This window comes from Shinella granuli, from assembly GCF_004341885.1.
Classification (GTDB): Bacteria; Pseudomonadota; Alphaproteobacteria; order Rhizobiales; family Rhizobiaceae; genus Shinella; species Shinella granuli.
In genome coordinates, this window is the sequence record NZ_SLVX01000013.1 from 99,330 (window position 1) to 112,940 (window position 13,611).

Consider the following 13,611-nt stretch of genomic DNA (forward strand, 5'->3'; position numbering starts at 1 on the left):
CAGCCACATGGCGTTCGAAATCAGGCGCTTGCGCGCCGCTCTTCTCATGGCCGCCGCCGCGGCGGCGCTCGCCTCCTGCGCCTCGAGCGAGACGACGTCGACCGCGACGGTGAATGCCGGCGCGAACCGGGCCGACGTCTATCCCGACATCACGGCGATCGTCAGCGCCGAGACGCAGCAGATGAGCGACGAGGAGGCGGCCAGCTACAGCGCGCGCCTGACGGCGCTCTCGGGCAGCCGCCGCTCGGGCGCGATCTCGGAAGCCGAATACCGCCGTCAGCTCGCCGAATTGCAGGCGCTGCGCGACGGCCATGGCAAGGCGGCGCTTTCGCAAATCGAGAAGACGAATTAGCGCTTGCGTTTCTTGCCGTTTGGCAGCAAAGCGGATGACGGCCAATTGGCCGTCGGCCGGGCGGAGCGCCTTCATTTCGAACGCTTTCGTCCGTATCCGATTTCTTGATTCGCACGGAGTTTTGCGCCGTCCGGCAAGGCCGCCGGAGGGGCTTCGTGCCTAACGGGGTTGAAGATGGAAGAGTTTCACAAGGTCCGGCGTCTGCCGCCGTATGTTTTCGAACAGGTCAACCGTTTGAAGGCAAGCGCGCGAGCGGGTGGCGCCGATATCATCGACCTTGGCATGGGCAACCCCGACCTGCCGACCCCCAAGGCCATCGTCGACAAGCTCTGCGAGGTGGTCCAGGACCCGCGCACGCACCGCTATTCCTCGTCCAAGGGCATTCCGGGCCTGCGCCGCGCCCAGGCCGCCTATTACGCCCGTCGCTTCGGCGTGAAGCTGAACCCGGAGACGCAGGTCGTCGCGACCCTCGGCTCCAAGGAGGGCTTTGCCAACATGGCGCAGGCGATCACCGCGCCGGGTGACGTCATCCTCTGCCCGAACCCGACCTATCCGATCCACGCCTTCGGCTTCCTGATGGCCGGCGGCGTGATCCGCTCCATGTCGGTCGAGCCGGACGAGAGCTTCTTCCCGCCGCTCGAAAGGGCCGTGCGCCACTCGATCCCCAAGCCGCTGGCGCTGATCATCAACTATCCCTCGAACCCGACGGCGCATGTCGCCTCGCTCGATTTCTACAAGGACGTCATCGCGTTTGCGAAGAAGCACGACATCATCGTGCTTTCCGACCTTGCCTATTCGGAAATCTACTTCGACGACAACGCGCCGCCGCCCTCCGTTCTGGAAGTGCCCGGCGCCATCGATATCGCGGTGGAGTTCACCTCCATGTCGAAGACCTTCTCCATGCCCGGCTGGCGCATGGGCTTTGCCGTCGGCAACGAGCGGCTGATCGCCGCGCTGACCCGCGTCAAGTCCTACCTCGACTACGGCGCCTTCACGCCGATCCAGGTGGCCGCGACCCATGCGCTGAACGGCGACGGCTCGGATATCGCGGAAGTGCGCAACGTCTACAAGCGCCGCCGCGACGTGATGGTCGACACCTTCGGCAAGGCCGGATTCGAGGTGCCGCCGCCGGCCGCCACCATGTTCGCCTGGGCGAAGATCCCGGAAAAGTTCCGCCATCTCGGCTCGCTGGAATTCTCCAAGCTGCTCGTCGAGAAGGCGGATGTCGCCGTGGCGCCGGGCGTCGGTTTCGGCGAGCAGGGCGACGATTACGTCCGCCTCGCGCTGGTCGAGAACGAGCACCGCATCCGCCAGGCGGCGCGCAACATCAAGAAGTTCCTCTCCACGGCGGACGAGACGATGCACAACGTCATCTCGCTGAACGCCCATCGCTGAAAAATCCGCCCTCCGCGTCTCTGCGGAGGGCTTTCTTCCAAAACGTTATAGGACATGACCATGGCTGATGCCCTGAAGATCGGCATTGCGGGCTTGGGAACCGTTGGTGCCTCGCTCGCGAAGATTCTCGTCGAACGCAGGGACATGCTTCAGACGACGTGCGGCCGGCCGATCGAGATCGCCGCCGTGACGGCCCGCAGCAAGGGCCGCGACCGCGGCGTCGATCTTTCGGCCGCCGAATGGTTCGACGATCCGGTCGCGCTCGCCCGCGAGGCAAGGATCGACGTCTTCGTGGAACTGATGGGCGGGGCCGGCGATCCGGCCCATGCCGCGGTCAAGGCGGCGCTTTCGCGCGGCGTGCATGTCGTGACGGCCAACAAGGCGCTGCTCGCCGCCCATGGCGTGGAGCTTGCCGGCATCGCCGAGGAGAACGGCTGCATCCTCAACTACGAGGCGGCCGTCGCCGGCGGCATTCCGGTCATCAAGGCGCTGCGCGAGTCGCTGACGGGCAACACGATTTCCCGCGTCTACGGCATCATGAACGGCACCTGCAACTACATCCTGACCAAGATGGAGAAGGAGGGCCTCAGCTTCGAGGCGTGCCTCAAGGAAGCCCAGCGCCTCGGTTATGCCGAGGCCGATCCCGCCTTCGACATCGAAGGCAACGACACGGCGCACAAGCTGTCGATCCTGACGACGCTCGCCTTCGGCACGAAGATTTCGGCCGACGACATCTATCTCGAAGGCATCACCAACATCTCCATCGACGACATCCGCGCCGCCGCCGATCTCGGCTACCGCATCAAGCTGCTCGGCGTTGCGCAGAAGACGGATACGGGCGTCGAACAGCGCGTGCACCCGACCATGGTGCCGCTCGACAGCGTCATCGCGCAGGTGGACGGCGTGACGAATGCCGTGGCGATCGAATCGGACATTCTCGGCGAGCTGCTGATGGTCGGTCCCGGCGCCGGGGGCAATGCGACGGCCTCGGCCGTGCTCGGCGACATTGCCGACATCGCCAAGAGCCGCCCGGGCGCGCAGACCGTGCCGGCGCTCGGTCGCCCGGCCGCCTCGCTTGCCCCCTACAAGCGCGCGCAGATCCGCAAGCACCACGGCGGCTACTTCATCCGCCTTTCGGTGGAAGACCGCACCGGCGTCTTCGCCAGCATCGCCAAGCATATGGCGGAAAACGGCATATCGCTGGAATCCATCGTGCAGCGCGCGCAGTCGACGACCGAATCGACCGATCCGAAGACCATCATCCTCGTCACCCACGCGACGATGGAGGATTCCGTCCGCAAGGCTGTGGGGTCCGTCAAGGGCGAGGGCTATCTTGTCGGCGAGCCGCAGGTGATCCGCATCGAGCGGCCGAAGACGGCCTGATTTGGGATCCTCTTGACGCGGCACAAGATTATCGAAGACCTCGGCAATGGTTTTCGGTAACCTGTGCCACACGCTCCGTCATCCTCGGGCTTGACCCGAGGATGACGGAGGAGAGGTTTTCGAGGGAAAGGTCTTCGCGACTTGTCTGCAGTCCAGAGCATTTCCAGCAAAAGTGCGAAGCGGTTTTGCGTCCGGAAATGCGGCAAAACAAGGAGATAGAGCGTTTTCGCGAACCGGAGAAAAGCGGAAAAGCTCTCGTTGCCGGAGCCGCCATGAGCATGCTGGAAAACGCCGACCCCGTCAGCCGGGCCTTCCTGAATGTCGAGCGCTCGGTGACCGGCCAGCGCTGGGTGGCGCGGCTCGACCAGGCGGGGGAGAACCGGGCGCTGGCGATGAGCCAGAGCCATGGCCTGCCGGATCTCATCGCGCGCGTGCTGGCGGGGCGGGGCGTGCCCTTCGAAGGCGCCGTCGAGTTCCTCGACCCGACGCTGCGCCGCCTGATGCCCGAACCCTACAGCCTGATGGACTGCGAGGCGGCCACGGAGCGGCTGGCGCTGGCCATCGAAAGGCGCCAGCGCGTCGCGATCTTCGGCGACTATGACGTCGACGGCGCATCCTCCTCGGCGCTCCTCTATCGTTTCCTCGCGCATTTCGGCGTGCAGGCGGAAATCTACATCCCCGACCGCATCTTCGAGGGCTACGGCCCGAACCCCAATGCCATCGCCCAGCTCATCGAGCGCGGCGCCGAGCTGATCGTCACGGTCGACTGCGGCTCGACCAGCCACGAATCGCTTGCCGTAGCGAAGGCGCGCGGCGTCGACGTGGTCGTCATCGACCACCACCAGGTGGGCGAGGCGCTGCCGCCGGCCCATGCACTGGTCAATCCGAACCGCGAGGACGACCTGTCGGGGCAGGGGCACCTGTCGGCCGCCGGCGTCGTCTTCCTCGTCCTGGTGGCGCTGCAGCGCGTCATGCGGGAAAGGGGCGATGCGCGGGCGAAGACCTTCGATCTCCTCGCCATGCTCGACCTCGTGGCGCTCTCCACCGTCTGCGACGTCGTTCCCCTGAAGGGGCTCAACCGCGCCTATGTGGTCAAGGGCCTCGTCGCCGCGCGCCATCTCGGCAATGCCGGGCTGACGGCGCTCCTGAAGCAGGCGGGCATCGGCGGGCCGGTGACGCCGTATCATCTCGGCTTCCTCGTCGGCCCGCGCATCAATGCCGGCGGGCGCATCGGCGATGCGGCGCTCGGCAGCCGGCTTCTCACCATCGACGAGCCGGGCGAGGCCGAGCGAATCGCAAAGCAGCTCGACGACCTCAACCGCGAGCGCCAGGCCATGGAGGCCGCCATGCTGGCCGAGGCGGAGGCCGAGGCGCAGGCGGAATACGGCACCGGCGAAAGCGCCTCCGTCATCCTGACGGCCCGCGAGGGCTGGCATCCGGGCGTGGTCGGCCTGCTCGCCTCGCGCCTCAAGGACCGATTCCGCCGCCCCGCCTTCGCCATCGCCTTCGATCCCTCCGGCAAGGGCACCGGCTCCGGCCGCTCGATCAGCGGCTTCGATCTCGGCCGCATGGTGCGCGCCGCCGTGGAGGAGGGCATCCTCGTCAAGGGCGGCGGCCATGCCATGGCGGCGGGGCTGACGGTGGAGCGGGAAAAGCTCGGCCGTCTGCGCGCCTTCTTCGAAGAACGCGCCGAGCGGACCGTGCGCGACCTGGTGGCCGTGGAAACGCTGAAGATCGACGGGGCGCTGAGCGCCGGCGGCGCGACGCTGGCGCTCGCCGACCAACTGGAGCAGGCCGGCCCCTATGGCTCCGGCCATCCCCAGCCGATCTTCGCGCTGCCGGCGCACCGGGTGCGCGACGTCAGGCCCGTCGGCGTCAATCACCTGCGCCTGGAGCTCGAAGGGCCCGATGGCGGGCGCCTCGGCGCCATGGCCTTCCGCGCGGCGGAAACCGATCTCGGCCTTTTCCTGATGCAGCAGCGCGGGCAGGCGGTGCACATCGCCGGCACGCTTTCCGCCGATAGCTGGCAGGGCAGCCGGCGCATACAGTTCCGCGTTCTGGACGCCGCAAAGGCGTTCTGACGGGACGGTCTCGATTGTCGAATAACGAGGAGGGGTGGCACGCCCTAGGGGAGTCGAACCCCTCTTTTCAGAATGAAAATCTGACGTCCTAACCGATAGACGAAGGGCGCGTGCGGTGGGCGTTATCTAGTCGGGGCCGCTGATTTGCGCAAGCCCCAAATGCAGGAATTTTCAATTTTTCCCGCGGCTTGAAGAAACATGGCCGCCGGTCGTCGCGCTGCCCCCCGCAAGCACTTCGGGACTTTGATCGATATGTCTCAAAGGAGGGTGGCACGCCCTAGGGGAGTCGAACCCCTCTTTTCAGAATGAAAATCTGACGTCCTAACCGATAGACGAAGGGCGCGTGCGGTGGGCGTTATCTAGTCGGGCCCGACCGGATTCGCAAGACGGAAAATCGCGTCGGCGGCAACTTTTTCACAGGGCAGGAAAGACGCAGACGGGGGCCGTCGTTTCCATGCGGGCCAGCCCGCCCGAGGGGCAGGGGCCGGCCTGCCGGCGCGGCTTGCCGGCATCCCGATTTGACGACTGGCAATCCGGCGGGCGCCTTCCCATATATCTGTGTGCTGAGGACCTGAGGCTGCCGCCGTTCGACCCTCCCGGTGGCGCCCGCTGGCTCAGCCCCGTTGCCCCGTGGGCAACACGCAGCCGCTCGTCCGGCAGCTGGGCCGGGCGGGCGGCGCGACCCCGCGCGGTTCGAGACCCCGGAGCGCTGGGCCAAGCTCGACGGGGCCTCTCGCCCGGCCGCGTAAGATCGCAGCCGTGGATCGTAAACGTTCCTGGCCATGCTTCGTTCCGCACGCCCTGCGGGCACCACGGTGCCTTGAGCGTCGAACAATCGGCGGCAATTCATTTCAGGGGGAGGGGGTGGCACGCCCTAGGGGAGTCGAACCCCTCTTTTCAGAATGAAAATCTGACGTCCTAACCGATAGACGAAGGGCGCGTGCGGTGGGCGTCTTATAGAAGGGCGTTTGGCCTTCTGCAAGCCGGAAAAAAGCCGTTGTGACAAAAAAATGAAAAGCCGCCCGGGGGCGGCTCTTCATGCGAAAAGGCATCGATCACAGAGGGTTAGGGCGCCGCCTACTTGCGCCGCCGGCAGCGCCAGTTCCAGTCCCGCTCCGGGCCGACGTCGATATGCACGGATTCGGTGTGGCAATAGGTGCCGACGCCGCCGCGGCCCGGCATGCTGCGTAGATATTCCGCAAGCTCCCATTTGCTGACGCCGGAAATCTGGATATCGGCCGCCTCGCAGCGCGTGTGCAGCGACTGCTTGGCGCGGTTGACCTTCAGGTCGCGCAGGCCCGATGTCACGATGATCGGCTTGTCGTAATGCTTCTCGATCGTCTTCAGCACCTGCAGCAGTTCCGGCTTGAAACAGCCGGTGCGCACCTTCTCCGTCTGCAGCCACAGGCCGTTCGGCGCAAGCCGGGCGAGGCCGGCGAGCGAGGCGACTTCCTTGAACTGCGGACCGTCGTCCTCGACCTCCTCGGCCTCCGAATGATCCGTCGAGAACATGGAACTGGCCACCGAAACGCCGGGCAGCGTGCCGAGCGAGGCCTTGCGGGTGGCGTTCGCGCTTTCCCGGTTGAGCACGCGGCGCGGCTGTTCGGCAAAACGATCGCCGTCGAACTGCGGCTTGGCCTCGCGCTTGTTGGCGAAGAGCGAGGCGAGCGTCACGGTCTTTCGCGGCTCGTCCTTCTTGATGTCGGTCGCGGTCGCCTGGCCGGCGGCGCCGTCGTCCGCCGGCGCAAGCGCGAGGTCGGCCGCGTTGCCCGCGGCGGCTTCCGCGGTGAGGGCCGTTCGCGCGGTCTTGGGGATCGGCCCGTTTTCCGGCAGCGTGATCTCCGCCTGCTCGTCGCCGAGCGTGGCGAGCGGCTGCTGGCCGGTCGATCCGACCGGCGGCATGTCCTCGACCGGCAGGCGGCCGGACTGGTCGGCCGCCTGTGCGGCGCCGGTCGTGGCATAGAGGCTGTTGACGGCGGCATTGGCGCCCGCGGTCTGCGTCGCATAGGCATTGCCGGTCGCGACCGCCTCGCTGCCGTTGCCGTAGATGCTGGCCCTGCCGGCATTCAGCGTCGTCGGCTGCAGGACGAGGCCCGCCCGCTCGGCGGCGGCATCGCCCGCGACCTGCTGGTCCGCCGCAACCGCCGCGGCGACATCGACAGGGATGTCCCCGGTCGTCCGGCCGGCAGCGCCCGCGCTCACCACGGGCGTGGTGGTCTCGTCCGTGCTGCCTTCGGCAACCGTATCTTCGCTTTCCTGCGCGCCCATGCTGTCCGCGCGCATATCCGTGGAGACTGCGGAAACGCAGCCCGAGAGCGTGGCGACCGAAACGGCCAGCAGCAATCCATACCGCAGCGCCTTCAGGCCTGGCCACTTTCCCTGCATGTCCTGCAAAGGCTTTCCCCCGCTTTCGACGTTCGTGCCCTCGGTCTTGCCGCCGATGGGGCCGTTTCTTCAAACAGTCGCAACCGCAATCGAGAAAAGCCATAGGCCAGGTTGCGGTTGCTGCGATGTTAACGTTTCGGCCGGTGGTGTAAAGGCCGAAAGCGCGTAAAGCCGTGAAACGCAGAACGGGAAGCTGTCCGGCCCGAATCGGCCAAAGCACCCCTCTCGCTGGCGATCGACCGGATGGGCAAGAGATTTCCGGTCAAATACGGCGGAACGATGATCGTTGCACGGATGATAGGGCGCAAGCTTTGCCCGGAGCTTGCGTCCGGCTCTCGCCTACCAGGCGCCGGTATTGCCCATGGAGGCCCAGGGCTCGGCCGGCGGCAGGCTTTCGCCCTTCTGCAGGATCTCGATGGAAATACCGTCCGGCGAGCGCACGAAGGCCATGTGGCCGTCGCGCGGCGGGCGGTTGATGGTGACGCCGTTGTCCATCAGCTTCTGGCAGGTCGCATAGATGTCGTCGACCTCGTAGGCGAGGTGGCCGAAATTGCGCCCGCCGGTATAATCCTCGCTGTCCCAGTTGTAGGTGAGCTCGAGGCAGGGCGCGGCGTTCGCCCGCGCGGCCTCGATATCCTCGGGCGCGGCGAGGAAGATCAGCGTGAAGCGGCCCTTTTCGTTCTCGTAGCGGCGCACTTCCTTGAGGCCGAACAGCGTCGAATAGAAGTGCAGGGACGTGTCGACGTCTTTGACGCGGACCATCGTGTGGAGATAACGCATTGGAATATCCTCTGAATGTGGAATCGTCCGAAAGAGTAGGGTTTTGTCAGCCTCAGGCAAGCCTTGCAGCCTACCAATGGGACCGGCAAAACTTTCAAAGGGGCTTGCGCATTCGCATCGGGACAATGTTATTCTGGTTATCAAGAATCAGTTAACCGTAACTCATGTGACGCGTAAACGAGGGGCTGGCAGGTCATGGCGGATAGGGTGTCTTCAAAGGAAATCACGGGCCGTGATGACCAGAGCAATGACGCCGTCGATCTGATCGAGATCACCGGGGTCATCAAGTGGTTCGACGTTGCCAAGGGGTTCGGCTTCATCGTGCCCGACAATGGCATGCAGGACGTGCTGCTGCACGTCACGTGCCTGCGCCGCGACGGCTACCAGACGGTCCTGGAGGGCACGCGCGTCGTCGCGCTGATCCAGAAGCGCGACCGCGGCTACCAGGCCTTCCGCATCCTTTCCATGGACCAGACGACGGCCGTGCATCCCTCGCAGATGCCGCCGGTCAAGACCCATGTGCAGGTCACCCCGTCGAGCGGGCTGGAGCGCGTGCTGGTCAAGTGGTTCAACCGCACCAAGGGCTTCGGCTTCCTGACGCGCGGCGAGGGCACGGAGGACATCTTCATCCATATGGAGACGCTGCGCCGCTTCGGCCTGACGGAGCTGCGCCCCGGCCAGGTCGTTCTCGTGCGCTTCGGCGACGGCGAGAAGGGCCTGATGGCGGCGGAGATCCATCCGGACATGCCGGTTCCCGGCAACAGGGCCCACTAATGGGCCTTTTCGCGCGGGCGGCCGGTTTCGCGCGCCTCGCAAGCGCCGCCCTGGCGCTTTTCTTCTGTTTTTCCCTTTCGGTCCTTGCGGCGGAGACGTTCGACACGCAGCCGCTGACGATCGTCACGAAGGACGGCAAGCGCCACGCCTTCACGGTGGAGCTCGCCATCACGCCGCGCCAGCGCGAGCAGGGGCTGATGCACCGCCGCGAGATGGCGCCGGACCACGGCATGCTCTTCGCCTTCGGCGAGACGCGGCAGGTTTTCATGTGGATGAAGAACACCTATCTGCCGCTCGACATGCTGTTCATCGCCAGGGACGGCAAGGTGCGCGCGATCAAGGAGAACGCCGAGCCGCATTCCGAATCGATCATCGATTCGCAAGGGCCGATCGACTACGTGCTGGAACTGAACGGCGGCACCGTCCGGCGTCTCGGCATCCGCGCGGGCAACCGCGTCGAGAACGCGCTGATGGATTCCCTGCGCAAGGCGCAGTAGCCCGCCATTTCCCGCGACAAGCGCTTGAAGACGCCCATTTCCTGTTGCGGCAGAGGGCGGATGCGTGTATCTCCCCATCGCCGGGACGGACGGAGTGTAGCGCAGTCTGGTAGCGCATCTGGTTTGGGACCAGAGGGTCGGGAGTTCGAATCTCTCCACTCCGACCACGTCCGACGGGCTGAAAAGCCCGGGTTCCGGCAGGTTCTGCCCAATTTTCTGTTGCGAACGGGCGCCGGCCGATCGCCGCCAGCGACAACTCCCCCTTGAACTGCGGCGAACGCGAATTCGTCCCATGGCGATTGCGAAAGCGCTTCGCCCTTCCTCGACACCAGGACTGGATCTCGCTCGGCGCTGACCGGGCGTGGCGCAAGCGCGGTTTCTCGAATGCCGAGCGCAGAGATCAGAAAAATAAAGATATAAACATTTCTTTATGTCTATTGACATTCCCGTCGCGATGACGAGAACTGTCCTCGTCGTGGTTCCCTGGGGCGGTTTTGGCTGCTTCAGGGCTAAGAGGGAATCCGGTGCGCCGATCATTCGGCAAGGCCGGGGCTGCCCCCGCAACTGTGAGCGGCGAGCCGCTGTCCACCCATGTCACTGAGGCGAAAGCCTTGGGAAGACGGACAGCGGCGACGACCCGTGAGCCAGGAGACCTGCCAAGACGAAACAACGTCCACGGGCGGGGTGTCCCGGTGGTTGCTGCGGCCCGCCTCGCGCGGGTGCCTGCATGCGTCCGCTTACCCATGCCCCCAGAAACCAATGGGGTATGACAATGTCCAACAGAACTCTCCCGGTCGCCTCCCTCGGCTTTCCGCGCATCGGTCGCCATCGCGAATTGAAATTCGCGCTCGAAGGTTACTGGTCCGGCAGGATCGCCGAAGGCGACCTCCTCGAAACGGCAAAGACGCTGCGCGCCGAGAACTGGGCGGTCCAGCGCGACAACGGGATCACGCAGATCCCGTCGAACGACTTCTCCTTCTACGACCATGTGCTGGATACCGCCGTCATGGTCGGCGCGATCCCCGCCGCCTATGGCTGGACGGGCGGCGAGGTGCCGCTCTCCCTCTATTTCGCGATGGCCCGCGGCAGCGAGGGCGACGGTGCCGCCGGTTGCGGCCATGTCCATCGCGGCCATGGCGTTCCGGCGCTCGAAATGACCAAGTGGTTCGACACGAACTATCACTACATGGTTCCTGACATTGCCGAGGACCAGGTCTTCACGCTCACCTCGCAGAAACCCGTCGACCATTTCCTGGAAGCGAAGGCGCTCGGCATCCATACGCGTCCGGTCGTGCTCGGTCCGGTCACCTTCCTCAAGCTCGCCAAGGCCCGGCCGGCGACGTTCAAGCCGCTCGACCTTCTCGCAGGACTGCTCCCCGTCTACGAGGACCTGTTCCGCAGGCTCGCCGCGGCCGGTGCGGACTGGGTGCAGGTCGACGAGCCGATCCTCGCGCTCGACCTTACCGAAGGCGAACGCCACGCCTTCAAGCTTTCCTATGACAGCCTTGCCAAGGCTGCGCCCGGCCTGAAGGTGATGCTGACGACCTATTTCGGCGCGCTGGCCGACAATCTCGAAGCGGCCGCCGCGCTTCCGGTGGCCGGCCTTCACATCGATCTCGCGCGCGCCCCAGAACAGCTCGACGCGGTCGCAAGGGCGGTGCGGGCCGATCAGGTCCTGTCGCTCGGCGTCATCGACGGGCGCAACATCTGGCGTGCCGATCTTGCCGCCATTCTCGATCGGCTGACGCCGGTCGTCGCCGCACGCGGGGCCGATGCCGTCGCGGTCGCGGCTTCCTGCTCGCTGCTGCATGTGCCGATCGACCTGGAACTCGAAACCGCGCTGGATGCGGACCTCAGGACCTGGCTCGCCTTCGCCACGCAGAAGCTCGGCGAGCTTGCAACGCTCGGCAGGGGACTGGCGCAAGGCAAGGATGCCGTGCGGCAAACGGTGAACGATGCCGCGCAGGCGATTGCCGCCCGCGCCTCCTCCCCGAAGGTGACGGATCCGCTCGTCCGGGGGCGCGTCGCCGGTATCGACGCGGGCATGAAGACGCGTGCAAGCGCTTTCGAGGACCGCCGCGCGGCGCAGGCGGATGCCATCGCCTTGCCGCTCTTCCCCACGACGACCATCGGTTCGTTCCCGCAGACCAGCGATGTCCGCAAGGCGCGCTCGGCCCATGCCGGGGGCGCGCTGAGCTACAAGGACTACGAGGCCTTCCTGCGCAGGGAAACGGCGGCCGCCATCCGCTGGCAGGAGGAGATCGGCCTCGACGTGCTGGTGCACGGCGAGTTCGAGCGCAACGACATGGTGCAGTATTTCGGCGAGCAGCTTTCCGGCTTCGCCTTCACCCGGCATGCCTGGGTGCAGAGCTACGGCTCGCGCTATGTCCGCCCGCCGATCATCTTCGGCGACGTCTCGCGCCCGAACCCGATGACCGTGCGCTGGTGGCAATATGCGCAGTCGCTCACCCGCAAGCCGGTGAAGGGCATGCTGACCGGGCCGGTGACCATCCTCAACTGGTCCTTCGTGCGGGACGACATACCGCGCAGCGAAACGTGCCGGCAGATCGCGCTTGCCATCCGCGACGAGGTGTCGGACCTCGAAAAGGCCGGCGCGAAGATGATCCAGATCGACGAGGCCGCCCTTCGCGAAGGCCTGCCGCTCCGCCACAAGGACTGGCGGCACTATCTGGACTGGGCGGTCGAAGCCTTCCGCCTGTGCTCCAGCGGCGTGGCGGACGGAACCCAGATCCACACCCACATGTGCTACTCGGAGTTCAACGACATCATCCCGGCCATCGCGGCGATGGATGCCGACGTGATCTCCATCGAGACCTCGCGCTCGAAGATGGAGCTTCTCGATGCGTTCCGGAACTTCCGGTATCCGAACGAGATCGGCCCCGGCGTCTACGACATCCACTCGCCGCGCGTGCCCGGGACCGAGGAGATGACCGGTCTCCTGTCGCTCGCCCGCCAGCGCCTTCAGGATCGCCAGCTCTGGGTCAATCCGGATTGCGGCCTCAAGACCCGCAAGTGGGAGGAGGTGAGGCCGGCGCTCGTCAACATGGTCGAGGCCGCGCGGCGCCTGCGCGATGCCGACGGCCCGCAGGACGCCGCGGTGACGGCGCAATGAGCCGCGCGCTCGAAGACACGGCGGTGCCGGGAGCGATCCCGGCACCGCCCAGCCGTCTCATCGCCCTGGTCTTTCCCGGCGATACGAACCATCACGGAACGCTCTTCGGCGGCGCGGGGCTCGCGCTGATGGACCGTATCGCCTTCATCGCCGCCACCCGTCACGGGCGCGTGCCTTTCGTGACGGCGTCCGTCGATCGCGTCGATTTCCAGGCCCCGGCGCGTGTCGGGGAACTGGTCGAACTCGTGGCACGCGTCACGCGCGTCGGCTGCAAATCCATGACGGTGGAGGTGGAGATGGTGGCCGAGGGCCTCGTCAGCGGCGAGCGGCGGCTGTGCACGCGGGGCAGCTTCAGCATGGTCGCCGTTCCGCCGCCGCATGCAGCGCCGGGCTGGTGCCTTCCGCCCCTGGCGGCGGTGCGGGAGGAGGCCGGCCCCGGCCCATGCGCCAGCGACATCGTTTTCGCCGACCAGGCGAACAGTTTCGGCCGCATGTTCGGCGGCGAGGCGCTCGCCGCCATGACCAGGGCGGCCTTCGTCGCGGCGACGCGCCACGGCCGGCGCATCACGGTGCTCGCCGCTTCCGAACGGGTCGATTTCCGCGCGCCGGTTGCGGTGGGGGCGATCGTGGACACCGTCGCGACCGTCGTTCGCGTCGGGCGGACGTCGATGACCGTCGCGGTCGAACTGTGGTCGGAAGACCTGATGAGCGGCGCGCGCGCCTGCACGGCGAAGGGCCGCTTCGTCATGGTCGCGGTGGACGGCCGGGACCGGCCCGTTCCCGTCCGCCGTGACGAAACCGTTGATAAGCCATCATAGTGATTGATGCATT

10 protein-coding genes, 4 tRNA genes and 1 riboswitch are annotated in these 13,611 nt (G+C 66.2%); of the genes, 9 read left to right on the top strand and 5 right to left on the bottom strand.

The window, feature by feature from the left end:
• The first annotated feature begins 7 nt into the window (after nucleotides 1-7).
• From EV665_RS19705 to recJ, 4 genes are all read left to right on the top strand, one after another.
• Nucleotides 8-352 carry a hypothetical protein gene (locus EV665_RS19705; RefSeq protein ID WP_245337378.1) on the top strand — a complete coding sequence of 115 codons (345 nt, stop codon included), beginning with the start codon at nucleotides 8-10 and terminating at the stop codon, nucleotides 350-352.
• Between the two features lie 174 nt (nucleotides 353-526).
• Nucleotides 527-1,747 carry an LL-diaminopimelate aminotransferase gene (locus EV665_RS19710; protein ID WP_064329964.1) on the top strand — a complete coding sequence of 407 codons (1,221 nt, stop codon included), beginning with the start codon at nucleotides 527-529 and terminating at the stop codon, nucleotides 1,745-1,747.
• Nucleotides 1,748-1,807: 60 nt separating this feature from the next.
• Complete coding sequence (locus EV665_RS19715) at nucleotides 1,808-3,130, top strand: homoserine dehydrogenase (RefSeq protein ID WP_133035383.1); 1,323 nt, start codon at nucleotides 1,808-1,810, stop codon at nucleotides 3,128-3,130.
• Nucleotides 3,131-3,408: 278 nt separating this feature from the next.
• Nucleotides 3,409-5,211 (top strand): single-stranded-DNA-specific exonuclease RecJ, encoded by a 1,803-nt coding sequence (gene recJ / locus EV665_RS19720; protein ID WP_162853111.1) that lies wholly within the window; start codon nucleotides 3,409-3,411, stop codon nucleotides 5,209-5,211.
• 35 nt (nucleotides 5,212-5,246) lie between these two features.
• On the opposite strand, the gene EV665_RS19725 is transcribed toward recJ, so the two are convergent.
• The 5 genes from EV665_RS19725 to gloA all read right to left on the bottom strand — a co-directional run bounded on the left by EV665_RS19725 (nucleotide 5,247) and on the right by gloA (nucleotide 8,376).
• Nucleotides 5,247-5,321, bottom strand: a tRNA-Glu gene (locus tag EV665_RS19725).
• 158 nt (nucleotides 5,322-5,479) lie between these two features.
• Nucleotides 5,480-5,554: transfer RNA gene (locus EV665_RS19730), tRNA-Glu, on the bottom strand.
• Nucleotides 5,555-6,076: 522 nt separating this feature from the next.
• Nucleotides 6,077-6,151, bottom strand: a tRNA-Glu gene (locus EV665_RS19735).
• A gap of 137 nt (nucleotides 6,152-6,288) precedes the next feature.
• Nucleotides 6,289-7,596 carry a YcbK family protein gene (locus tag EV665_RS19740; RefSeq protein ID WP_245507773.1) on the bottom strand — a complete coding sequence of 436 codons (1,308 nt, stop codon included), beginning with the start codon at nucleotides 7,594-7,596 and terminating at the stop codon, nucleotides 6,289-6,291.
• A 339-nt stretch (nucleotides 7,597-7,935) separates the two neighbouring features.
• On the bottom strand, nucleotides 7,936-8,376 hold the full coding sequence (gene gloA, locus EV665_RS19745; protein WP_064329965.1) for a lactoylglutathione lyase: 441 nt from the start codon (nucleotides 8,374-8,376) through the stop codon (nucleotides 7,936-7,938).
• Between the two features lie 195 nt (nucleotides 8,377-8,571).
• Here gloA and EV665_RS19750 point away from each other — a divergent pair, with 195 nt between their 5' ends.
• The 5 genes from EV665_RS19750 to EV665_RS19770 all read left to right on the top strand — a co-directional run bounded on the left by EV665_RS19750 (nucleotide 8,572) and on the right by EV665_RS19770 (nucleotide 13,598).
• On the top strand, nucleotides 8,572-9,150 hold the full coding sequence (locus EV665_RS19750) for a cold-shock protein (RefSeq protein ID WP_064329966.1): 579 nt from the start codon (nucleotides 8,572-8,574) through the stop codon (nucleotides 9,148-9,150).
• A complete protein-coding gene (locus tag EV665_RS19755; RefSeq protein ID WP_133035385.1) occupies nucleotides 9,150-9,647 on the top strand; it encodes a DUF192 domain-containing protein in 498 nt (165 codons plus the stop codon). Before EV665_RS19750 ends, EV665_RS19755 begins: the two co-directional genes overlap by 1 nt.
• Before the next feature lie 90 nt (nucleotides 9,648-9,737).
• A tRNA-Pro gene (locus EV665_RS19760) sits at nucleotides 9,738-9,814 on the top strand.
• Between the two features lie 292 nt (nucleotides 9,815-10,106).
• A riboswitch (cobalamin riboswitch) is annotated at nucleotides 10,107-10,322 on the top strand.
• A gap of 97 nt (nucleotides 10,323-10,419) precedes the next feature.
• The gene (gene metE / locus EV665_RS19765) at nucleotides 10,420-12,780 is read left to right on the top strand and encodes a 5-methyltetrahydropteroyltriglutamate--homocysteine S-methyltransferase (protein ID WP_133035386.1); all 2,361 of its coding nucleotides are present in this window, start codon (nucleotides 10,420-10,422) and stop codon (nucleotides 12,778-12,780) included.
• Nucleotides 12,777-13,598 (top strand): acyl-CoA thioesterase, encoded by an 822-nt coding sequence (locus EV665_RS19770; RefSeq protein ID WP_133035387.1) that lies wholly within the window; start codon nucleotides 12,777-12,779, stop codon nucleotides 13,596-13,598. The genes metE and EV665_RS19770 overlap by 4 nt, the downstream gene beginning before the upstream one ends.
• The last annotated feature ends 13 nt before the right edge of the window (nucleotides 13,599-13,611 follow it).